The 22381-nt window shown below is 45.6% G+C and carries 15 protein-coding genes; 13 read left to right on the top strand and 2 right to left on the bottom strand.

Features of this window, described 5'->3' with window-relative positions; genetic code table 11:
- Nucleotides 1-2: 2 nt before the first annotated feature.
- Nucleotides 3-878, bottom strand: a complete 876-nt coding sequence (ampR, locus tag ACMHKJ_RS11095; protein ID WP_413493937.1) for a LysR family transcriptional regulator AmpR — start codon at nucleotides 876-878, stop codon at nucleotides 3-5.
- 112 nt (nucleotides 879-990) lie between these two features.
- On the opposite strand from ampR, the gene ampC reads away from it, so the two are divergent.
- The gene (ampC, locus tag ACMHKJ_RS11090; RefSeq protein ID WP_413494223.1) at nucleotides 991-2133 is read left to right on the top strand and encodes a class C beta-lactamase; all 1143 of its coding nucleotides are present in this window, start codon (nucleotides 991-993) and stop codon (nucleotides 2131-2133) included.
- Nucleotides 2134-2250: 117 nt separating this feature from the next.
- On the opposite strand, the gene ACMHKJ_RS11085 is transcribed toward ampC, so the two are convergent.
- Complete coding sequence (locus ACMHKJ_RS11085) at nucleotides 2251-3750, bottom strand: tryptophan halogenase family protein (RefSeq protein ID WP_413493935.1); 1500 nt, start codon at nucleotides 3748-3750, stop codon at nucleotides 2251-2253.
- A gap of 603 nt (nucleotides 3751-4353) precedes the next feature.
- Between ACMHKJ_RS11085 and ACMHKJ_RS11080 the strand changes: the two genes are divergently transcribed.
- From ACMHKJ_RS11080 to ACMHKJ_RS11025, 12 genes are all read left to right on the top strand, one after another.
- Entirely contained in the window at nucleotides 4354-5652 is a 1299-nt protein-coding gene (locus tag ACMHKJ_RS11080) for an aminotransferase class V-fold PLP-dependent enzyme (RefSeq protein ID WP_413493933.1), read from the top strand.
- Between the two features lie 607 nt (nucleotides 5653-6259).
- Nucleotides 6260-6757, top strand: a complete 498-nt coding sequence (gene tssB / locus ACMHKJ_RS11075) for a type VI secretion system contractile sheath small subunit (RefSeq protein WP_150385104.1) — start codon at nucleotides 6260-6262, stop codon at nucleotides 6755-6757.
- Between the two features lie 23 nt (nucleotides 6758-6780).
- Entirely contained in the window at nucleotides 6781-8331 is a 1551-nt protein-coding gene (tssC, locus tag ACMHKJ_RS11070) for a type VI secretion system contractile sheath large subunit (protein ID WP_413494222.1), read from the top strand.
- A 12-nt stretch (nucleotides 8332-8343) separates the two neighbouring features.
- A complete protein-coding gene (gene tssK / locus ACMHKJ_RS11065) occupies nucleotides 8344-9681 on the top strand; it encodes a type VI secretion system baseplate subunit TssK (RefSeq protein WP_413493931.1) in 1338 nt (445 codons plus the stop codon).
- Entirely contained in the window at nucleotides 9678-10346 is a 669-nt protein-coding gene (gene tssL, locus ACMHKJ_RS11060) for a type VI secretion system protein TssL, short form (protein ID WP_413493929.1), read from the top strand. Before tssK ends, tssL begins: the two co-directional genes overlap by 4 nt.
- The gene (locus ACMHKJ_RS11055) at nucleotides 10346-12064 is read left to right on the top strand and encodes an OmpA family protein (RefSeq protein WP_413493927.1); all 1719 of its coding nucleotides are present in this window, start codon (nucleotides 10346-10348) and stop codon (nucleotides 12062-12064) included. Before tssL ends, ACMHKJ_RS11055 begins: the two co-directional genes overlap by 1 nt.
- 2 nt (nucleotides 12065-12066) lie before the next feature.
- Nucleotides 12067-12558 (top strand): Hcp family type VI secretion system effector, encoded by a 492-nt coding sequence (locus ACMHKJ_RS11050; protein WP_067367178.1) that lies wholly within the window; start codon nucleotides 12067-12069, stop codon nucleotides 12556-12558.
- Between the two features lie 158 nt (nucleotides 12559-12716).
- Nucleotides 12717-15428, top strand: a complete 2712-nt coding sequence (tssH, locus tag ACMHKJ_RS11045; RefSeq protein WP_413493924.1) for a type VI secretion system ATPase TssH — start codon at nucleotides 12717-12719, stop codon at nucleotides 15426-15428.
- Nucleotides 15425-17809: a type VI secretion system Vgr family protein gene (locus ACMHKJ_RS11040; protein ID WP_413493923.1), complete on the top strand. Its 2385-nt coding sequence runs from the start codon at nucleotides 15425-15427 to the stop codon at nucleotides 17807-17809. Before tssH ends, ACMHKJ_RS11040 begins: the two co-directional genes overlap by 4 nt.
- Nucleotides 17810-17816: 7 nt before the next feature.
- Nucleotides 17817-18668 (top strand): DUF4123 domain-containing protein, encoded by an 852-nt coding sequence (locus ACMHKJ_RS11035; RefSeq protein WP_413493921.1) that lies wholly within the window; start codon nucleotides 17817-17819, stop codon nucleotides 18666-18668.
- Between the two features lie 55 nt (nucleotides 18669-18723).
- The gene (locus ACMHKJ_RS11030; protein ID WP_413493919.1) at nucleotides 18724-19671 is read left to right on the top strand and encodes a DUF6708 domain-containing protein; all 948 of its coding nucleotides are present in this window, start codon (nucleotides 18724-18726) and stop codon (nucleotides 19669-19671) included.
- Nucleotides 19672-19768: 97 nt separating this feature from the next.
- Nucleotides 19769-22381: T6SS effector BTH_I2691 family protein (locus ACMHKJ_RS11025; RefSeq protein WP_413493917.1), on the top strand; the 2613-nt coding region annotated here is incomplete at its 3' end.

Below are 22381 nucleotides of genomic sequence, written 5' to 3'. Positions count from 1 at the left end.
GATCACGTCTCTCCACATTCTTTTAACCATTGTGCAAACAGTTTCATTGCCGGGCTTTCCGGGCGTGATTGCAGGCGTGTCAGCCAGTAACCACCCAGGGTGATTTCTGTGGCAAAGGGTTGAACAAGAGCGCCGGATTGTATCCGGTGCTCAAACATGCTGACCGGCGCAATTGCAATCCCGGCACCGAGTTGCGCGGCTTCTGCCATTGCCAGCGAAGTATCAAACACCATGACCGGATGTGACGGCGAAAGTGCTTTGCCGCCGGCGCAACTCATCCATCTGCTCCATTCATCCCGCCGGTAAGATCGTAATAACGTAAATTGATGAATATCATCAGGATGCTGTAATTTTTCAGCGATTGAGGGGGTGCATAACGGCGCATGCGGTGCGTTGAAAATTAATTCAGAATCCACTTCGTGCCATGCGCCGTTTCCAAAGCGGATAGTATAATCATGGCCTTCTGCGGCGGGATCTACGTGGTTATTATGAGTGGAGATCTGTACATCGATATGCGGGTATTTATCATAAAAATCTGCAAGGCGCGGCAATAACCAACCGACAGCAAATGTCCCGACCACCCCGGCTTTTATGCGCTCACGAAATTGCCCCTGCGAAAATTGATCAAGCGTATCGGCGATTTTATCAAATGCCTCATTCAGTACCGGAAGCAGATTTTCGCCCTCATGGGTCAATACCAGCCCGCGGGATACGCGGACAAATAAAGCACACCTGAGTTGCTCTTCCAGCAATCTGACCTGCTGGCTGACGGCGGCATGAGTGACATTCAGTTCGACCGCGGCGCGGGTAAAACTGAGATGTCGGGCGGCGGCTTCAAATGCTCTGAGCGGATTCAGCGGGATGTAGCGTCTGACCATATATCACCTGTAAGTTTTTCTTTAGGCTCTTGTTATAATTTACCGTTTGTTCTGTACCCGTATTCTGACGATACTTCTGCCCGGAATCCATATACATAAGAGATTAATTATGATGACAAAATCGTTATCCGCAACACTGGTTTCGGCACTGTTGGCGTTTTCAGTACCGGGGCTGTCAGTCGCGGCAGATATCGCTGCCACGGTTAATAATACTATTGAGCCATTACTGAAGCAGCAGGCAATCCCGGGCATGGCGGTTGCTGTCACTGTGCAGGGAAAACAGTATTTCTTTAACTACGGACTTGCTGATGTACAGGCAAAACAGCCGGTAACAGAAAATACACTATTTGAACTCGGATCTGTAAGCAAAACTTTCACAGGTGTGCTCGGCGGTATTTCTGTGGCAAAAAATGAGATCTCACTGAGTGATCCGGCGATAAACTATTGGCCGGAACTTAATTCTGCGCAGCAATGGAAGAAAATCACCTTACTGGATTTGGCAACTTATACCGCGGGTGGGTTGCCGTTACAGGTGCCGGATGAGGTAGCCACCCGGCAGGATTTACTGCATTTTTATCAGCAGTGGCAGCCACAATGGACACCTGGTGATATGCGTCTGTATGCAAACAGCAGTATCGGGCTGTTTGGTGTTCTGACCGCCAAAGCCATTGATATGCCATATGAAAAAGCACTTCAGACGCGCGTTTTTGCACCACTGGCGTTATCACATACATTTATTACTGTGCCGGATGCGGCAAAAAATCAGTATGCGTATGGTTATAAAAATAATGAGCCGGTGCGTCTGTCCGCGGGGCAGCTTGATGCGGAATCTTATGGTGTGAAATCATCCGCAAAAGACATGCTTAGCTGGGTGGAAGCAAATATGAACCCGTCAGCGACGGGTAACAGTGACCTGGAAAACGGGATCAAAATTGCACAGACGCGTTACTATAAAACAGCCGCAATTAATCAGGGACTTGGCTGGGAGATGTATGACTGGCCGCAGCAATCAGACATGATCGCAGGCGGTGTGACCAATGAGGTGGCATTAGAGCCGCATCCGATAACCAATCACCGCGTTCAGCCATACAAAAAAGCCTCATGGGTACATAAAACCGGCGCAACAAACGGGTTCGGTGCTTATGTGGCCTTTATTCCGGAAAAACAGGTTGGAATTGTGATCCTTGCAAATAAAAACTACCCGAACAGCGAACGTGTGAAAGCGGCACAGGCTATTCTGAGTGCGCTGGAGTAAGCGGGTTCTGATATATAAAGAAAAGCTGAGCCGGTTATTTACAGGTCTCAGCTTACTTTAGGTTGAAGGTTTATCTTGCCGGCATCCTGAGTAATGTTGGCTATATATTATATATCGTTACTTTTGCATATTACTGCGCAGCCAGAGCAGGAATTTATCTGCTTCTTCACGTTTTTCCGGGCTCATTGACATCAGGTCATTGGTTACTGCATTTGGTTTCAGTATCCCCAGCGGTGTGGCGACAAACATCCAGTTTATGGCATGGAAAATACCGTGCCAGCCGTAAATCGCATAATTTTCGATATCAAGCAATCGTGGTGCGCGATATTGCATAACCTCCCGGAACGCCCGGTAAGTTTCAGGGTAAGGAATTTTCGCCACATCCTGCCAGAACGGAGTATCATTACGTGGGGTATCATAATGCATGCGCAGAAAGTCACGAATACCATACCAGGAGTGCAGATTGGCCTCGTTAAACTCGCGGACAGTATTATCAGAAATAACCCCCTGACTAAGCATCAGTATTCTGCAAAAATTACGGATAACCTCGACCATCTGTGCAATGGATGTGGCTTCCAGAGGTTCAACAAAACCGGCAGCCAAACCTATTGCCAGTACGTTATTCACCCATATTTTTTCGTGACAGCCAGGGTCGAACTTAATAATCTTCTGAATATCCACATCAAAGCCGAGATAGTCTTTCAACTCCTGCTGAGCATCTTCATCACTGATGTACCGGCTGCTGTAAACATATCCGGCACCCACGCGGTCTGTTAGCGGGATCTGCCACATCCAGCCACTGTTTAATGCAATGGCACGGCTGACCAGGTACGGATTTTTTTTCGGATGCGGCATATAGAACGGAATGGCGCGGTCAAGAATCAGATGCTCTTTGAATGACTGCCATCTTGCCGGGACGGCTTTACCGATAATTTTCCGGGCGAGACCGCTGGCATCAACGATAAAATCCAGTTCGATTTTTTCATTATTTTCGGTAATCAGCCGGATCACATTGCCGTTCTCATCAGTAATAACCTGATCAATCAGTGCATCCAGATGTGTAATATTTCGGGACAGGGCAGTTTTTTTGAGAAAATTTGCTGTTTTGTAACTGTCAAAATGCACCGAATCAATAATATCGACAGCACCGGCTTCCAGTGCAGCATCAGCTTCTTTCTGGGTGGCGTTATTTTTAATTAAATCCATACCGCGGATATAACTATCGAGATCGATACCTTGGTTAATCATCGCGGAGAATAAAGGAAAATGACCATTATCATTCCACTTTGCAGCAACCCCTTGCGCAGAGCCGAACGGATGATAAAATTTGTCATCTTCTTTTCCGGTCCTCCAGCCTTCATAGCTGAATCCCCATTTGTGGGTGGCATTAGTGGCAGCTTTAAATTCAGCAAGGTCAATATTCACAAATTTCAATGCAGAGATAAAGTTCAGTAATCCGCCTTCACCGACACCGACAATACCAACCTGTGAAGATTCAATAACCTGAACCTCTACTTTCGGACTGAATATTTGACGTAAAGCAAGCGCGGCGTACCAGCCAGCGGTTCCTCCGCCGAGGATAACGACTTTTTTTGCATTCTGTAAATTAATGGCCATAACCGCTCCTGTGTAAAAGAGAATGAAAATATTACGTTATATGCTAACGGTAAAATAATAAAAATAAGGTTATCGATTGGTTTATTTTATAATCAATATTTTTACTATCAAGGATTGATATATAAACTATAGGATTTAACTGTATATTATTGATAACGTCATATTTATCGGAATAATAAACAGATTATCCCGTTATCGGGTGATTAATGTGGAGGAATAATCCGAAATTATTTGTCTTGTCAATGTACGGGGGACCCGTGTCCCATGCACTAATGAGGTCATATCATAATATTGCGCTGCCCGGACATAATCTTTTTTCAGTCCGATCTGGCCGTAAATGCTGTCGCTGAAACTGCCGCAAGCTGTACTTCCGGGCAAATATCCCCTATATGTTTTATTTGTATCATTTTATGAGTGGAAATAGTGATGATACTGACTTCAGTATGATTGCAAATGATACGTGTTTAGTCCCTGGGCGATAGACAGTAACAGTATCAAAAATATTTATTGATCCCGCCTGATAAAATCAAATAACAGGCTTTACAGAAATGAATAATATTTAAATACTGTATTAAAAATAAAATGACTGTCAGGGATAATGGAATGTTAAATAAATATAAAATGTTTACCCGTGAAGAGCAGAACGAAATCAAAAATAAATTTTATTTTGTTGATAAAGATATATCAGGCAATCATCGGTTGTATTTCAATAATTCCGGTGGTTCCTTCCGGTTAAAACGCTCAGAAGAAAAATTTCATGAAGTGGATGCTATTCCTGACTGCGCGGGACAGCCGTATTCTGTATCACAATATCTCCTGGAGACAGAACAAAAAGGAAAAGAGGACGTCAGGATTATTTTTAATGCACAGGGCGGTGCTGTCTGTCCGGGCTATACCGCTTCACAGGTTATGTTTGAACTTGTTCGGGTAATAAGTGAACATGCGACAGGCTCAAACATGGTGACATCCATGTTAGAGCATCCGTCAGCCTTTGATGCGATCAGTCATTATGCGGAAAAAACACAGTGTGAGTTGCGTGTGGCGGATGCGGACCCGTTAACCGGCGGCGTTGACGCTGATGCTATTTTATCTCTGATTGATAAAAATACCGCCCTCTTATGTGTGATGGCGGCTTCAAATATCTCAGGGTATATTTACGATATTAAAAAAATTGTCACTCAGGCAAAAGCCATCAATCCGGATATTTATATTATTGTTGATGCGGTACAACATGCGCCTCATGGCATTCTTGATATTTCCGGTCTGAATATCGATGCAATAAATTTTGCGCCTTATAAATTTTTTGGTGTAAAAGGTGTGGGCTTTGCCTTTATTTCTGACAGGGCGGCGGGTCTGGTACACCATAAATTAAAAGGTAAGTCGGACGCTGACTGGGAATTAGGCACACCGGCACCTGCACACTATGCCGCATTATCTGAGGTGGTTAATTATATCTGCCGGCTCGGACAAAAAGAGTCTGATATTGAAGATATCAGCAGCAGAAAAAACCGGAGAACATTATTTGCCGCCGGAATGAACCGTATTGCGGAACACGAACGGGGTTTATTACATCTGTTATTAAACGGCACAGAAAAAGTACAAGGATTGAGGGCGATGCAGGGCGTGACTGTCTGCGTAGATAACGGGGATTTAAGCCGCCGTAACCTTATTACCGGGATTGTATTTGATGATTTAAGCTGTGCAGATGCTGTCCGTGAATTTGCAAAGCGGCATGTCATAGTTCATGAACGCGCAGTATCCAGCCTGTATTCACAGCGGATACTGACCTCTTACGGACTGAACAGCCTGATAAGAATATCGCCTTTGCACTGTCATTCTTCTGAGGATATAGCCGCATTTTTGCAGATAACCCGGGATATTATTGCAGAGAGCAGGACGTAATCTGCGGGTAACCGCCGGATAATACAGGCTCCCGGTTTAATGTTCAGATTCACCGGAGCCCTCGTTGCCGGCTTTTTATAATCTGTTTTGTCCGTAAACCGGTGAATTACCCCCATCATTACACCTGTATTGCGTAACTTATATCTGCGGAAGAACAGTGTATTTTCTTATCATGAAATATTTTTCTTTTATAAACAACATTCTGCAAACACTGTCCTGCAGGTAATATTTCCTGATCAGTATCCCACTGAGATATTCATTAATATTTTGAAATTCAAAACTCTCTCCTGAAATAAACACTTTAGTATTTCTACATATTAACGCGTAATTTTCAGTTGTACAAAAATAACGCAATACATCTCAATTGATTGATATATGTGAATTATAGTCAATTCTTTCTATTTAACTCATCTCTGGTGTAATTGTGTTTTTTTTCTATTTTATCTATCTATATCAAAAAAATAGTAAAGATATATTGATTAGTTTTTCAATGTTTAATATAAGTAAATATATGTATTTAAGCCAAATCTTAGCGGTTAATGGTTTACTTAGATCATTTACGTGAGATTAAAACTTGTAATTCCAGGTAAGAATAAGGATTTATGCTATGTCGGACAGCTTTCAGAATGAAGTACCCAAAGCTCGTATTAATATAAAACTCGATTTACACACCGGAGGTGCTCAGAAAAAAGTTGAACTCCCTCTTAAATTGCTTGCAGTTGGTGATTACAGTAACGGGCAGGATTCCCGCCCGCTGTCTGAGCGTGAAAAAGTCAATGTGAATAAAAATAACTTCAACAGTGTCCTCGCTGAATTTAATCCCACCGTTAATCTGACCGTCAAAAATACCCTCACGCCTGAGGGAGCAGAAGAAAATATTTCTATTTCATTCAAGGATATGAAGGATTTTGAACCGGAACAGGTCGCCCGTCAGATCCCTCAGTTACGGGCAATGCTGGCGATGCGCAATCTCCTGCGTGATTTGAAATCAAACCTGCTTGATAACGTCACTTTCCGTCGCGAACTGGAAAATATTCTGAAGGACCCGGCGCTCAGTAATGAATTGCGCAATGAGCTTTCTGAACTGGCACCGAAAAAAGACTAATTGGATTAAATAATTACAGGATGATGCTGATGTCTGTCAATAGTGAAAAATTACAAAACGCAGGTGAAACCACTGTATTGGATGCTCCCGTCGGTCAGGGCGTTTATGCCTCGTTATTTGAAAAAATAAATCTGAAACCCGTTTCTGAAATTAGTGACATTAATGCCTTTCAGGATAATGCGGCACTGGCTGATGCGACGGCTGATGAGCGCGTCACCGTGGCTGTCCGGGTTTTTCTTGACCGCCTGAAATCCGCAGGTGAGAAAGTGGAGCGCCTGGATCGTAATCTGCTTGATCATCATATTGCACAGCTGGATTCGCAAATCAGCCGGCAATTGGATGAAGTGATGCACAACAGTGAATTCCAGACGGTGGAATCAGCATGGCGTGGTCTTAAATTCCTGATTGACCGTACCGATTTCAGACAAAATGTGAAAATTGAATTACTGGATATTGCCAAGAATGATTTACGTCAGGACTTTGAAGACAGTCCGGAAGTGATTCAGAGCGGGCTGTATCATCATACGTATATTGAAGAGTATGACACGCCGGGCGGAGAGCCGATTGCGGCTATTATCTCCAACTATGAATTTGACCGCAGCCCGCAGGATATTGCATTACTGCGCCATATTTCAAAAGTGTCCGCATCTGCCCACATGCCGTTTATCGGATCGGCGGGACCAAAATTCTTTGGTAAAGAAACCATGGAAGAAGTCGCGGCAATCAAAGATATCGGTAACTACTTTGATCGCGCGGAATACATTAAATGGAAATCTTTCCGTGATTCAGACGATGCCCGTTATATCGGACTGACTATGCCGCGCGTATTAGGCCGCCTGCCGTATGGTCCGGATACTGTTCCGGTGCGCAGCTTTAACTATGTGGAAGAAGTTAAAGGCCCTGATCATGATAAATATCTGTGGACCAATGCGACGTTCTCATTCGCGGCGAACATGGTAAAAAGCTTTATCAATAATGGCTGGTGTGTACAAATCCGCGGACCTCAGGCGGGTGGTGCGGTGAAAGATTTACCAATCCATTTGTATGATCTGGGAACCGGCAGTCAGGTGAAAATTCCGTCTGAAGTAATGATCCCGGAGACCCGTGAGTTTGAATTTGCCAATCTGGGGTTCATTCCGCTTTCGTACTACAAAAACCGTGATTATTCCTGTTTCTTCTCTGCGAACTCAGCACAGAAACCGGCACTCTATGAGACCGCCGCTGCGACAGCCAACAGCCGCATTAATGCGCGTCTGCCATATATCTTCCTGCTGTCCCGGATTGCTCATTATCTGAAACTTATCCAACGCGAAAATATCGGTACGACAAAAGATCGCCGCCTGCTTGAGCTGGAACTGAACAACTGGGTGCGCGGACTGGTCACTGAAATGACAGACCCGGGTGATGATTTACAGGCTTCTCACCCGCTGCGTGATGCCAAAGTGGTTGTGGAAGATATCGAGGATAACCCCGGCTTCTTCCGTGTCCGGTTATATGCCGTACCACACTTCCAGGTCGAAGGGATGGATGTGGATCTCTCTCTGGTTTCGCAGATGCCTAAAGCAAAAGCATAAGGGCGGGCAGGGATGAAAATTTATCGTCCGCTATGGACTGACGGGGCCTTTCTGGCCCCCCAGCAATTTCAGCAACAGGCCCGCTGGGACAGCCATGTGGCGGGTGTTGTTGCCGGAATGTCGGTTGCGTCTCCCTGGGGGGTAGTCTGTGCTGAATTTGATGAAAGCGCACTGACCATTTCCCGTCTGAGTGCGCAGAAACTGGTGGTCCGGTTTTCGGATGGCACACTGATTGATACCTCTCTGGCAGATAATCTGCCTCCGGTTGCCTCTCTGGCCCGGTACTCAGAACAGCAGACTCTGGACATTGTTCTCGCGCTGCCGCTGTTACAGGCGAATGGCGGAAATCTGGTGCCGGAAGGGCAGTCAGAACGCCCGCGCCGTTTTATGCAGGAGTGGGTAAAAGTTCAGGATCTGGCGGGTGATGAGCAAACCGATATCGCGGTACTGCGTCATTCGCTTTCACTGCGCAGTGCTCATGAAGAAAACAGCGCTTACATCACCTGCCCCGTTGCCCGGCTGATACGCAACGGGCAGGGAACATGGTCATTTGATAAGCAATTTATTCCGCCTTTGCTCAGTTGTACGGCAAGTACAGAACTGACAACCATGCTGTCTGAATTTATGCACCGGTTGGTAGCCAAGCGCCGGCGGTTGATGGCTATGCGCAGGGAAAGCAATGAACGGATGGCTGACTTTGCCGTTGCCGATGTCTCACTTTTCTGGCTCCTGAACGCGCTGAACAGTGCCGAGCCGGTACTGACAGAGCTTCTGTCTTCCTTACAGCGCCATCCCGAATTGCTCTACCGCGAGCTGGCACGTCTGGCCGGCAGCCTGCTGACTTTCTCTCTGGAACATCAGACCGATGATATTCCGCTCTATCAGCACAGTGAACCTGAACAGGTTTTCCCGCCGTTGTTTACGTTACTGAATCATCTGCTGGAAGCCAGCCTGCCATCCCGCATGATAACGATTGACCTGAAGAAAGACGGACCATTCTGGAAAGGTGAACTGCATGACAGCCGTCTGCGTGAAGACGCTGATTTTTACCTCTCTGTACGCTCTGCATTACCGGCTCATCTGCTTATCACGCAGTTCCCGCTGCTGTGTAAAGCCGGCAGCGCGGAAGATGTGGCAAATGTCGTCAATGTGGCACTGAACGGTGTGCCGCTGAAAGCATTGACCCATGTTCCTGCTGCTATTCCGCTGCGTCTTGAGAATCAGTACTTTGCCCTCGATCTGAGTAACACAGCCGGTCAGGCGATGCTGTCATCCGGACACTGTTCATTTTATGTTCCGGGAACGCTTGGTGAAATCCATCTCGAATTATTTGCGGTACTTCGATCATGATGAATGCAACGAACGCCAACTCAGCAATGACCATCGATGCCATTTTTTCTGATACCTGGCTGATGGTGTGTCAGTTACGCCATGGCAGCCCTGTATCAGACGGGGCCGGGTTGTACCGTCATGTTTGTGACATGGTGGATCAGACCCGCGAGCGCCTGACGGAGAAAGGTTATCCGGAAAAATCGGTCGAACATATGCTTTACGCGCAGTGTGCGCTGATTGATGAAAGTGTCATGAATCGCCCTGCCCATGATGATGGCTACGACCAGTGGATACTATCTCCCTTACAGGCGCGTTATTTCAATACACTGGAAGCCGGTGACAAATTATGGGATCGCGTGCGTGAGCTGCTCAGCGAAACCGCGCCGGATCCGGATGTTCTTATCTGTTTCCACCGCGTTCTTACTCTGGGATTTGCGGGGAAATATCACCACACCGCATCACCTCAGCAGGAACAGATTATTCAGCAACTGACTGCCCGTGTTCCGGCGTATGCGCTGTCATCATCGCTGCCGCTGATTGTCCGTCCGGCATTACGTTTCAGCCGCCGCAAGTTGTATTGGGCGGGATGGGTGGGCGGGATACTGTTACTCGCTGCACTGTGGTGGGGATTCTCTGCCTCACTCGAACAGTTGCTTTCGCAATTAATCACGCAGGGACAGTGATGTATAACCGGATAAAACAAAGCCTGACATTACTGACAGGCGGCCTGCTGCTATGGCTGTTCTGGGGATTCTGGTCACCCGGACGCGATGTGGCACTGTTTCTGACCGCGTTTGTCATCATTATTGCGGCGGTACTGATTTACCGGCAACAGAAACAGCTGCGTAAAGAAATACTGACCCGTGCGGACAGCCTGCCTGCGGATGATTACCGTGGGGCTGTTGTGCTGGTCTGCGGTCAGTCAGCCGCTCTGTTTGCTGCCGGAGAAAATCGGCGGGAAACGACGAAAGCCCGCTATATCGCCGTACCGGAACCCGCCGGGCTCAGCCGTATTATCCGGGAGTTTCGTGAACAGTCGCCCGCGCAGCTCAATCGCTTATCTCTTTTATATGTTGTTGTCCCTGAACAAATAAATCAGGAAGAAAAACTGGAGCAGATGATTATCAGCTGGCGACGGGCTGTCGGCGAAGGTCGCCGTCAGGCAGGAAAAGCGGTGCCGTTCTGGATTTCGGTCTATCTCACACCGCTGTACACCACAGATGTCTCTGCCGCAGATGAAGAACCCTGGTTTACCCCGGCAGAACAGGCTGGTGAGTTTCATGTGCAACAGGCGGGCTCTCCGGCATGCACATTACCTGAATGGCTGGCTCATAAACCGGTGACCGATGAGCAGCGTTTTTCAACAGCGCTCTGGTTTGATCATTATCTGGCATGGCTAAGCCGGGTTTTTGTTCCCCTGCTGACAGTAAAACAAACCGGTGCCGCGCCGTTGTATCCGGCAGGATGGGCGCTGCGTTTTGCACCGGTTGCCGCTCTGAGCAATAACGTCTGGTCTCAGTTTATTGAGCATAGTACGCGGTTGCCGGTGCCGGTTCAGACCGTTACTCAACAACCCCTTCCGCTGCCTGACTATCTGCTCAGCCGGTTGCGTTATGACGTCAGTCTTGTGCGCACAGAAGCCGTACTGGGTGTAACCGGGATTATCTGCGGATTATTTCTGGCAGGCGCACTGACGGGAAGCTATTTTCATAATCAGCAGCTTATCTATCACATCAGTGATGATTTACGTCAGTTTGAACAACTTCCCGGTGAGCCCGCTGAACCTAAAATGGTCGCGTGGAAGCAGCTGCAAACGGATGCAGTTCTGCTTGCAGCCTGGCAACGGGAAGGTATCCCGTCCTCTTATTCACTGGGGCTCTATCAGGGCACGCGCATTCTGCCTTACCTGTATACCGCACTCAGCCGCTGGGCTCCGCCTCCGCCACCGGCACCTGTCATTGTGCAGGAGGCGCCTGAAATGGTCTCTCTCGACAGCCTGGCGCTGTTTGACACCGGAAAATTCACCCTGAAACCGGGAGCTACCAAAGTTCTCGTTGATGCTCTTATCAATATCCGTGCAAAACCGGGCTGGCTCATCGTGGTATCCGGCTATACGGATATCACCGGACATGCGGATTTAAATCAGAAACTCTCACTCAAACGCGCGGAATCTGTCCGCGACTGGATGATCGAAACCAGTGATATCGATCCCGGCTGTTTTGCTGTTCAGGGCTACGGACACAATCACCCTGTTGCGGATAACAATACAGCTGAAGGCCGTGCAAAAAACCGGCGTGTGGAAATTCGTCTGATGCCGCAGGCTGATGCCTGTCGTGCCTCAGATACTGAAAACGTATCACCGGCGGATGGTGATACACATTCCCCAAAAAAGGAGAAGTAACTATGGCAATCCCAGTCTACCTCTGGCTGAAAGATGACGGCGGCGCGGAAATCAAAGGTTCCGTTAATGTTCAGGATCGCGAAGGCAGTATCGAAGTGGTTGCTCAGGATCACAGCCTTTATATCCCGACAGATAACAACACCGGGAAACTGACCGGCACCCGCATCCATACTCCGTTTGTTTTTGTAAAAGAAATTGATGCATCAAGCCCGTATCTCTACAAAGCGGTTACCACCGGGCAGACGCTGAAATCGGCGGAATTCAAATGGTATCGCATTGATGATGCAGGCCAGGAAGTGGAGTACTTCAATACCAAACTGGAAAACGTAAAAGTAGTGAAAGTTGCACCAAAAATGCATGACGTAAAAGACCCTTCCAAAGAGAAGCATAACCACCTGGAAGAGATCGAACTGCGCTACGAAAAAATCACCTGGACTTACAAAGACGGCAACATCATTCATTCCGATTCATGGAATGAACGCGCGACTGCCTGACGTTATTAACAGGCGGGAAACCGCCTGTTTTCTTTTCAGCTTTACTTATCACACCAACCCCGCTCATTAACTCAGTTGCCTCATGGGCCCCGGCTTACGGTCAGGGGCGGTAGCATATCTGAAAACCGGATATTATCTCCGAATCCAGGAAAGAGAACATGGAAAATCAATCTGTTATGTTGTTACGCCGTTTAAACCCTTATTGCGCGTCTGCGCTGGAAGCAGCGGCTTCACTGTGTCAGACCCGGGCACATGCAGAGGTAACCATTGAGCACTGGCTGCTGAAAATTCTCGAACTCGGAGAGGGCGATATCACGGTGCTGGCCAGACGTTATGAATGGGATCTTGAATCTCTCTGGCAAAGTCTGCTGAACACGATTGATGCTCTGCCGCGCACCGTCCGCAGCCGTCCGCAGTTATCTGAATCCCTGATTGCATTGATAAAAAATGCCTGGATGGTCGCATCTCTGGATGAAGACACAGAGCAAATCCGCAGTGTGCATCTTCTGTCTGCCATGATCCGCCATCCGATGCTGGTGCCTGACGATAACCTCTGGCCATTAATGACACTGAGTGAAACCCAGCTTCAGCGCCTGCGCCCGCTGCTGGATGCGCAGTCTGATGAACGCCCTGAAATTCAGCAGGCTGAATCGCATAATGCGGTTCCCTCATTAACACAGGCGGCAACAACTCCCGGCGCAGAGGGACAGGAAAGCACCCCACAGGCGGTGATAGGTAACACGCTGAGTGATGCATTACAGGCGGTACTGAATAAATTTACCATCGATATCACAGAAAAAGCCCGTCAGGGCGACATTGACCCGGTATTCGGGCGTGATGATGAAATCCGTCAGATGGTGGATATTCTCTCCCGCCGCCGGAAAAACAACCCGATCCTCGTCGGGGAACCCGGTGTCGGAAAAACGGCACTGGTGGAAGGGCTCGCATTACGCATTGCCGAAGGCAATGTCCCGGTCGCGATGCAAACCACGTCCCTGCGGACGCTGGACTTAGGATTATTACAGGCCGGTGCGGGTGTGAAAGGGGAATTTGAACAGCGCCTGAAAAACGTGATTGATGCCGTTCAGCAATCACCGTCACCGGTTTTGCTGTTTATTGATGAAGCCCATACCATTATTGGTGCCGGTAACCAGGCCGGTGGCGCAGATGCCGCGAACTTACTGAAACCGGCGCTGGCGCGTGGCGAATTGCGTACAATCGCCGCAACTACCTGGTCTGAATACAAACAATACTTTGAGCGTGATGCTGCACTGGAGCGCCGCTTCCAGGTTGTTAAAGTCGACGAACCTGATGATGAAAAAGCCTGTCTGATGCTGCGCGGACTAAAATCCCGCTATGCAAAGTACCACGGCGTCCATATTACGGATGATGCCGTAAAAGCGGCCGTCACCTTATCCCGCCGTTACCTGACCGGGCGGCAACTGCCGGACAAAGCGGTCGATCTGCTGGATACCGCCGGTGCCCGTGTCCGCATGAGCCTGGATACACTGCCGGAAGCCCTGACCCGGCTGAAAGCACAACGTAATTCCCTGGCACTGGAGCAGGAAGCTATCTTCGATGATATCGCGATCGGCAATATCACAAATGCAGAAAAACTGACCGGGCTTGCCGCTCAGGATGTACAGCTTGCCGGTGAATTTGCCGCGCTGGAGCTGCGTTTTGAGCAGGAAAAAACCATTATTACCGCACTGATGACCGCCAGAGCTGAACCGGATAACACCGGGCTGATTCAGTCATTACAAAATGAACTGACCGTATTGCAGAACGGCGAACCATTACTGAACCCGGATGTGGAAACCCGCACAGTTGCAACGGTGATTGCAGACTGGACCGGCGTGCCGCTCTCCGGCTTATTGAAAGATGAACAAACCGGATTGCTGGAGCTTGAAGATTCGCTGGAAAAACGGGTTGTCGGGCAAAAAGGCGCACTGCTGGCGCTGGGGCAGCGTTTACGGGCTGCCGGCACCGGACTTGCCTCTGAAAACGGTCCGCAGGGTGTTTTCCTGCTGGTGGGACCCAGCGGGATCGGCAAAACTGAAACCGCACTGGCACTGGCTGATGTCCTGTTCGGCGGTGAAAAATCACTGATAACCATTAATATGTCGGAATACCAGGAAGCCCATACCGTCAGCCAGCTTAAAGGTTCACCTCCGGGATATGTGGGATACGGTCAGGGTGGTGTGCTGACTGAAGCCGTCCGCAAACGTCCGTACAGCGTGGTGTTGCTGGATGAAGTGGAAAAAGCCCACCGGGATGTTCTCAATCTTTTTTATCAGGTATTCGACCGCGGATTTATGCGCGACGGGGAAGGGCGTGAAATCGATTTCCGCAACACCGTGATTATGATGACCGCTAACCTCGGCAGTGATTATCTGATGCAATATCTGGATGAAAACCCGCAGGCAACAGACTCGGATCTGCACGAAACACTGCGGCCTATCCTCCGTGACCATTTTCAGCCCGCACTCCTCGCGCGTTTCCAGACCATTATTTACCGCCCGCTGGATGCAGAAGCACTGCGGACCATCACTGAAATGAAACTGCGCAGCGTGATGAAACGCCTTTACACCCACTACCGCCTGACCGGTATTGTGGAAGAAGCGCTGTACGACACTCTGGTCAGCGCCTGTATGTTGCCGGACTCTGGCGCCCGTAATATTGACAGCCTGCTTAATCAGCAGATCCTGCCGGTACTCAGTCAACAATTGCTGCTGCGTCAGGCGAATCACCGGCAGGAGCCGTATGTGATCCTCGGCTATAACGACGAAGAGGGAATTACGCTGAGTTTTACGCAGAGTTATCCGGAGCCGTTAACCGGAACGAATAAGAAAACGGAGGATGAAGAATGAACCTGTCCGATATTAAAACGTCTCTGCTCAGTGGTCAGAACCGCTATCAACTGACTGTCCGCGGGTGTAATATCCCGCTGGATGTTGAGTATTTCACCGGGCGCGAAGCCGTCAGTGATACTTACCGCTATCAGGTCACATTTACCAGTGCCGCGAATGACCTGACTGTGCAGCAATTATTACGCCGCTCAGCTACTCTCTCTTTTGCGCCACCGTTTACTATCACCGATGCCGCCGGTGTGGCAAAACGCGTGCACGGAATGATAACGGATTTCCGCCGCCTTTCCGGCTCGGCGGATGAAGCCCGCTATCAGATTATAATCGAACCGTTTTTTGCTTTGCTGCGTCATCAAATCCGCTCTCACCGTTTTTTCCTCAACCAGTCTGTTCCTGATGTGGTCGCCCATATTTTCCGGGAACATAATTTTAAGGACTGGGAATTTGAATTTAATCTGAAAAATGAATACCCGAAGCGGGAGCAGATTAATCAAATCAATGAAAGCGACCGGCAATTTATTGAACGCCTGCTCAGTGAAGCCGGTATTTTCTATTATTTCAGCTTGCAGGATGACACGCAGACTGAGGTTATTCATTTCGGGGACAGACAAAGCAACTATCTGGCGGATAAATTCCTGCCGCTCAACAGCCCGTCAGGCATGAGTGACAACAGCGCTGACAGTGTCTGGGGGCTTGCACTGCGCCATCAGGTCGTTGAACACCAGGTTCAGACCAAAGATTACAATCACCGTCAGGCACAGGATTTACTGCTTTCCTCACCTGCGGATATGATGCGCGGTGACAGTGACGAAAACCACTATGGTGAGGTGTATCACTACCGGGCGCGGCACCTGACCAGCGGCGATAAACTGAAACCGGATGCGGAAACCGGTAACTTCTGGGCGCGTCTTGACCATGAACGTTTTCTTGCGCGGCAAACATTACTGCGTGGGCAAAGTACGGCGGCAGACCTGACCCCGCTTCAGGTACTGACTATCAAAGAAAGCGGTGTGTTATCCACATTGCCGGGGGTTTTTCAGTCTCCGGTGGTTATCACGCGGTTACGGTTCAGCGGCGGACGCGATAAAGCCCTGAATGTGCGTTTTGATGCGGTGCCGTACAGTGAAACTGTATGCTGGCGACCGGCTCTGAAGCCGCGCCCGGTGATCGCCGGAACACTGATGGCACGGGTCACCAGCGCAAAAGATAATGATATTTATGCCCATCAGAATGAAGATGGCTTCTATTGGGTCAAATTTGATGCCGATCTTGATGATAAAGCGCCGGGCTATGAAAGTATGCCGGTGCGCCTCGCCAAACCCTATGCCGGTGATACTTACGGCATGCACTTTCCGCTGATTCAGGGAACCGAGGTGGCGATAGCGTTTCATGAAGGTGACCCTGATCGCCCGTATATTGCCCATGCGCTGCATGACTCGCGCCATCCCGACCATGTGACTTCAGACAACAATACCCGCAATGTTATCCGTACACCGGCTAATAATAAGCTGCGTATGGAGGATAAGCGGGGTGAGGAGCATATCAAGCTCAGCACAGAGTACGGCGGAAAATCACAGCTTAATTTAGGGCATCTTGTTAATCAGGGCAGAGAAAAACGCGGTGAAGGATTTGAACTGCGGACGGACAGTTGGGGTGCTATCCGGGCGGGTAAGGGGCTGTTGATATCAGCTTGGCAGCAGACAAAAGCATCTGAGCATCAACTCAATATTGATGAGATTAAACGTCAGCTTTCAGATGCATTGTCGATGGCGGAGTCATTATCCGCATTGTTAGAAGAGGCTCAAATAGATCCCTTAGATAATGAAAGCCAAGAATCTTTCCTTCAGACGGATATAGATGAATTACACGAGCCTGTCATTGTAGCAGGAGCCCCCGGCGGAATTGCATTTTCAACACCAAAACATATCCAGCAAAGCAGTAATGGCAATCAGATTTTTACTGCTGCGGGAAATACTGAAATGTCTTCCTTAAAACGTCTCGTTCTGTCGGCAAAGAAAAAAATTGTAATATTTGCGCATGAACTGGGCATGAAACTGGTGAGTGCCGCAGGAAAAATAGAGATACAGGCGCAAACAGGCGAAATTGATATCACCGCCGCTAAAGGACTTACAATTAGCAGTACTCAGGATGAAATTCTGATAACAGCAAATAAAAAAATCACACTTCAGTGTGGCGGGTCTTATTTAACGCTTGAGCCGGATAAAATTGAACATGTAACCGCAGGCGATTTCAGAGTTAAGAGTGCCAGTTTTGAATATTGTGATCCGGCTCAGATGATATTGTCTTATCCGGGATTTACAGCATGTGAATCTATGACATCAGAGGCTGCCCGTGACGGCACAGGAATAGTCCCGTTAAGCTGAGGAAAAGATGATGAAATTATATTTGGCAGAGCATAAACCTTTCGGGGAGCATCAGTTTGTTGTTTTTGATAAAGCATCTTCCGCAGACGTTGCAGAGCAATATCCATCAACGGATATTGTTTCCGAGTATCTGAAACCACAGGCACACTTATATCCGGGCTTATTGTCGCTGCATGACCTTCCGTCAGGGGGATGGGTTTCTGTAATAACAGAAATTGAAAAGCAGCATCAGGAAAAATCATCAACAAGATTTAATTTATTGCTGGAAAGTTCGCTAACCGCAGCCTCACTGAGGAAGGAACTGGCAAATATTCTGATTATCACTGACGAAGATAATAGTAATTATATATTACGCTATTATGACCCAAGGGTTCTTTTTCATCTTTCCTGGATGTTAACACCGGGGCAACTTGCTATTTTGTTAAAAGCCCATGTAATTCCGACATGGACATATATGCTTGATAATAAATGGTATACATTGAGTTTTAATGAGAACCATGATCTCTGTGAGGAAGTTTCCAGCGGTATTCTATGGCGTGAAGTTAATAAGATAGGATTAATTAATAAAACATTAAGTAAGTTATCTGTGCCGGCGGATTTAAGTAAACGAATTGAGTTAAGCAAGGACGTGTATAGATTAATTAATGTTGCAGAGGTTTTAAATTTAAAAGACAGTAAGGATATTACAACATTTGCAATGCATGGCATTATGTTGAATTGTGATTTTTGGTTGAGTCACAAGATGAGAAATATATTCAACACGGCTAAAGATAATAAAGGTTACTATCGGAGAGTTACATCTGTCTGGAGCGATGATGATTGGGTGGATATAAAGTCAGGCATTGAAATAAAGGGTTAAAATAAAGGTGTTTAATAGAGTGATAATATTTCAGTGTGGTTAGAGGAATACGTGTATGGATACTTATGGTTTGCATCCGAAATTTAAACTAAACAGACCGCTGGATGAACGGGAATTAGCAGGTAAGTTAGATCAGAATACCCGGATTGAACTGGAAGATAATCAGCTTATTCCTGATTTGAAAGTTATTGAAATAAATTCTAACTATCTGGAAATGGTAGATAAGTTCTATTCTGCAAAAGGGTATATGAGTTTCTTGGCATCATTCGGTACATTTACCTTTTTAGGATGTTCTATTTGGTTTATTTTATGCACTATATTTCCTTCTTATTTTATTAAAATTGATATTGTTGTTATTTTAATATTGACTCCTTTATTTTCTGCAATGGGAATTTTTATGCTTAAATTATTAAAAACGGAGTGGTTTTCCTGGACTCATTATCCATTGAGATTTGACAGAAAAAACCAGTTGGTTCATGTCCATCGTACAGATGGCTCCGTTTTTAGTGTGCCTTGGAACAAAATTTTCTTCACAACGGGACTAAATCATAACAAAGGCACTACAAATGATTATTATATTAGTGGTCATGTACTCGCTAAAGATAATATAACAGTCAAAGATACATTCTGCTTACCTGCATCATGTAATAACCTTGAAGAATTAAAGTCTCACTGGGAATTTATTCGGCGTTATATGGAAGAAGGCCCTGAAAAACTTATTCAGCAGGTTGGTTTTTGTTTGCCGATTGCCCATAAAAAAGAGAGTTATAGCTTTACCTTTTTTTATTTAATGACCTTATATAAAGGTGCGCCTTATATCATCATACCATTCCTTGTGCCACTGGCCTTTATCTTCAGTATTCCGCGCTATATCGGTATATTAACAAGCCGACGTCCGATATGGCCGGAGAGTATCCAGAAACTATGTTATATAGATAAAAATGATCCCTATGTTCTTGATGAATATAAAAATCCTAAAAATCTATGGCGGGACTTTCTTTGATAGTGAGGTAAATTAGAAAGATAGTATTAAAAATATTTAAATGAAACATTATCTGAATAAAGCTAAGCTTTAAAAATATTATTAAAGGATAAAAGTCATGGCCGAAAAAATAACAAGCAAGGGTTGTGAATTTTGTAATCGTCACGGATTACCTGTTTTACCTGTCAGGCCTTCAGTATTCGCTGAAAAAGATAATTTACCTGCTGTACCCGGTAGTATTGATATACCCGTCGAAGCTAAAGGAAGAACGAAATACACATTGAGATTATTGCGAACAGGGTTTTTATATATCTATGATGAAATGGCTAAAGAGTGGATTAATTACTATATGACAGAAGATGGATACTATTATCCATTAGGCTCAAGTATAAGTCCATTTCCTGCTATTCTGACAGGAAAAAGAAAGCCATGTGCTGATCAGCCATCAGAGTTAGCACGGGCATCTTTAGTTACATTACCGGTTCTGCCGCCACCACTAAAAAATGGTAAATTTTGGTTTACATGGGCTGAAACGCAATGGACAGAGAAAGTAAAAAAGCAGCATGAAGAGGCTGATTACAGAGCACGTTACATGCAATGTTTTGATATGAATAAGTGGCTGACTGAAAATAAAGAAAATCAAGTGCTGCCAATCAATATTCTGAGAGACACAGTGGCAGAATATAGCAGAAATGCAGTAACAAGTGATGCAAAAAAATGGGCAACATTTGAATGGAAAAAGGTAAACCCTCTTGATGCGGGTTTCTTAATACAAGAATCTAATGAATTAGGAAATGGCAGAGGTTGCATACTAACGTTACAAGATCCGGTTGGTATTACCCAGGAAATTAGTGATCTGACAAATTATGATCTCATTCATGAGTTAACTGAAAGAAAAGATATTTCTCATCAGGTTTTTACACGAAATGCAATTCTTACAATTAAAAATCTAATTGATGAAAGTGCAAAAGATGATGTGGCAGATGAGAGTGAGAGGAATAACCGTATTTACTATGGGCAGGGTAACTACGGTTATATCAGATCTGAGACAGAAACTAACTATGAAGTAAAAAAAGAAATTGATAATTATAATATTGCAAATGACAGCGTAAGAAATATAAGTGAAATAACCGGGCAGGAATTTAAAGAAAAGACAACAAAGGAAAAAGATCAAGATATCAATGATATAATTAAAGGAAACAAAAGAAACAAAGCGGATGATGAAAGATTAGAAGGTAGAAAAAAAGAAGAATGGGCTAAATACAGTCAATATATTAATGAAAAGGAATTTAATAAATTTGATAAAGAGTACAAGGAAGAAGTAACTAAGTATGATAAGTCAACAATTATCCCTCGTGGAATGATGTATTTATCGTGGCTTGGTAGTGAATTATTTATATCCTATTTTATTCATAATTTTGATGATGATGATATATCCGATGGTATGGATTACACATTAACGTGTAGCAGCTGTATAACAGGTATGCAGTTTATACCAATAGTTTTAGAAAAATTAACTGATTGGATTAATAATTCTGCTGTCAATGAACGTCATGTACTATCGAGAGCGCTATCACTGAATCAAACAAAATTAATAAAAAAAATAGAGGAAGCTACGGCAACAACGTTAACGTATAAACAAATACCTTGGTCAACACTGTTGGATGCCTATCAGGAAGCAATGAAACCGCACTCAGATCAAATATCTATTATATTAAGTAAATATATTTGTAATATTTCCGGTGCATTGAATAATATAATATATAAAGCTCTCTCATCTGATTATGTATTTAAAGCAGTTGTCACATTAGGTGCATTAAATAATAAAGCGGTAATAAAGGTAAGCCTTATAGGAACACAAGGGCATTTTATTTCTCATGCAGTCAGAGAGACTATCAGAACAGCAGGAATACAAAATGCGAAAGCTAAAAACTGGATGAGGCCCGGTATTGAAAAACGCTTATTTATAAGCAGAGCCAAAGGATATAAACTTGATAAGGAAGTAATTAAACCACGAATTGCATTTTTGGACAGAGATGAATTAAAAAAATATGATGACTTACCAGTGAAAGTGCGTGCAGAAAAATCGGGCAGTGCTTTTATGAGAGAAGATGAATATAGAAACAAACAATATGTGAAATGGCAGGAAAAATTAAAAAGTACCGGAAGTCAGTTAGGTCGGGGGTCAGGCGTACTATTAGGAACAACAATTGCGATTATTCAATTTAATAATCTGATGGTTTCTGCGAAATTCGAAGATACAAAATTGACACAAGATCAGGCAGAGGAGCAGATTAAATTTTTGGCTGGAATTGCCAGCTTGTTTGCAACAGTGCTGAAAACAGCTACAGCGGGTGCAAATGCCTACAATTTATTTTTACAGGGAAGATCCCAGCTTTCATTTATAAGAACATCCAGGATACTAAGGCAATTTGGACGTTTAATAAGAGGAGGCGGAAACGTTGCAGGTTTTGTTTTGTCATATTATGATATTATTCATGGTGCTGAAGAATGGGATAAAGGAAACTGTATGTTAGCAGTATCATTTTTTGTATCAGGAGGATCATCTCTTTGTTTAATTTTTATGAGTATATTTCCATTACCAGTTATTATATTTTTAGTAGTCGCTTTTATAGTATCAACTATCTATATTATATTTAATATCCAGGATGATATTCAAAAATGGCTTGAACGCTGTTTATGGCGTACTATACCGGATGAAAGAAAACCC

It is taken from the genome of Morganella psychrotolerans, assembly GCF_965118875.1.
Lineage (GTDB): Bacteria > Pseudomonadota > Gammaproteobacteria > Enterobacterales > Enterobacteriaceae > Morganella > Morganella psychrotolerans_C.
This window is presented reverse-complemented; position numbering and strand designations above follow the sequence as displayed.

Coding starts and splice junctions, on each gene's coding strand:
- ampR (WP_413493937.1), bottom strand. CDS start 878: ATGGTCAGACGCTACATCCCGCTGAATCCGCTCAGAGCATTTGAAGCC.
- ampC (WP_413494223.1), top strand. CDS start 991: ATGACAAAATCGTTATCCGCAACACTGGTTTCGGCACTGTTGGCGTTT.
- ACMHKJ_RS11085 (WP_413493935.1), bottom strand. CDS start 3,750: ATGGCCATTAATTTACAGAATGCAAAAAAAGTCGTTATCCTCGGCGGA.
- ACMHKJ_RS11080 (WP_413493933.1), top strand. CDS start 4,354: ATGTTAAATAAATATAAAATGTTTACCCGTGAAGAGCAGAACGAAATC.
- tssB (WP_150385104.1), top strand. CDS start 6,260: ATGTCGGACAGCTTTCAGAATGAAGTACCCAAAGCTCGTATTAATATA.
- tssC (WP_413494222.1), top strand. CDS start 6,781: ATGCTGATGTCTGTCAATAGTGAAAAATTACAAAACGCAGGTGAAACC.
- tssK (WP_413493931.1), top strand. CDS start 8,344: ATGAAAATTTATCGTCCGCTATGGACTGACGGGGCCTTTCTGGCCCCC.
- tssL (WP_413493929.1), top strand. CDS start 9,678: ATGATGAATGCAACGAACGCCAACTCAGCAATGACCATCGATGCCATT.
- ACMHKJ_RS11055 (WP_413493927.1), top strand. CDS start 10,346: ATGTATAACCGGATAAAACAAAGCCTGACATTACTGACAGGCGGCCTG.
- ACMHKJ_RS11050 (WP_067367178.1), top strand. CDS start 12,067: ATGGCAATCCCAGTCTACCTCTGGCTGAAAGATGACGGCGGCGCGGAA.
- tssH (WP_413493924.1), top strand. CDS start 12,717: ATGGAAAATCAATCTGTTATGTTGTTACGCCGTTTAAACCCTTATTGC.
- ACMHKJ_RS11040 (WP_413493923.1), top strand. CDS start 15,425: ATGAACCTGTCCGATATTAAAACGTCTCTGCTCAGTGGTCAGAACCGC.
- ACMHKJ_RS11035 (WP_413493921.1), top strand. CDS start 17,817: ATGATGAAATTATATTTGGCAGAGCATAAACCTTTCGGGGAGCATCAG.
- ACMHKJ_RS11030 (WP_413493919.1), top strand. CDS start 18,724: ATGGATACTTATGGTTTGCATCCGAAATTTAAACTAAACAGACCGCTG.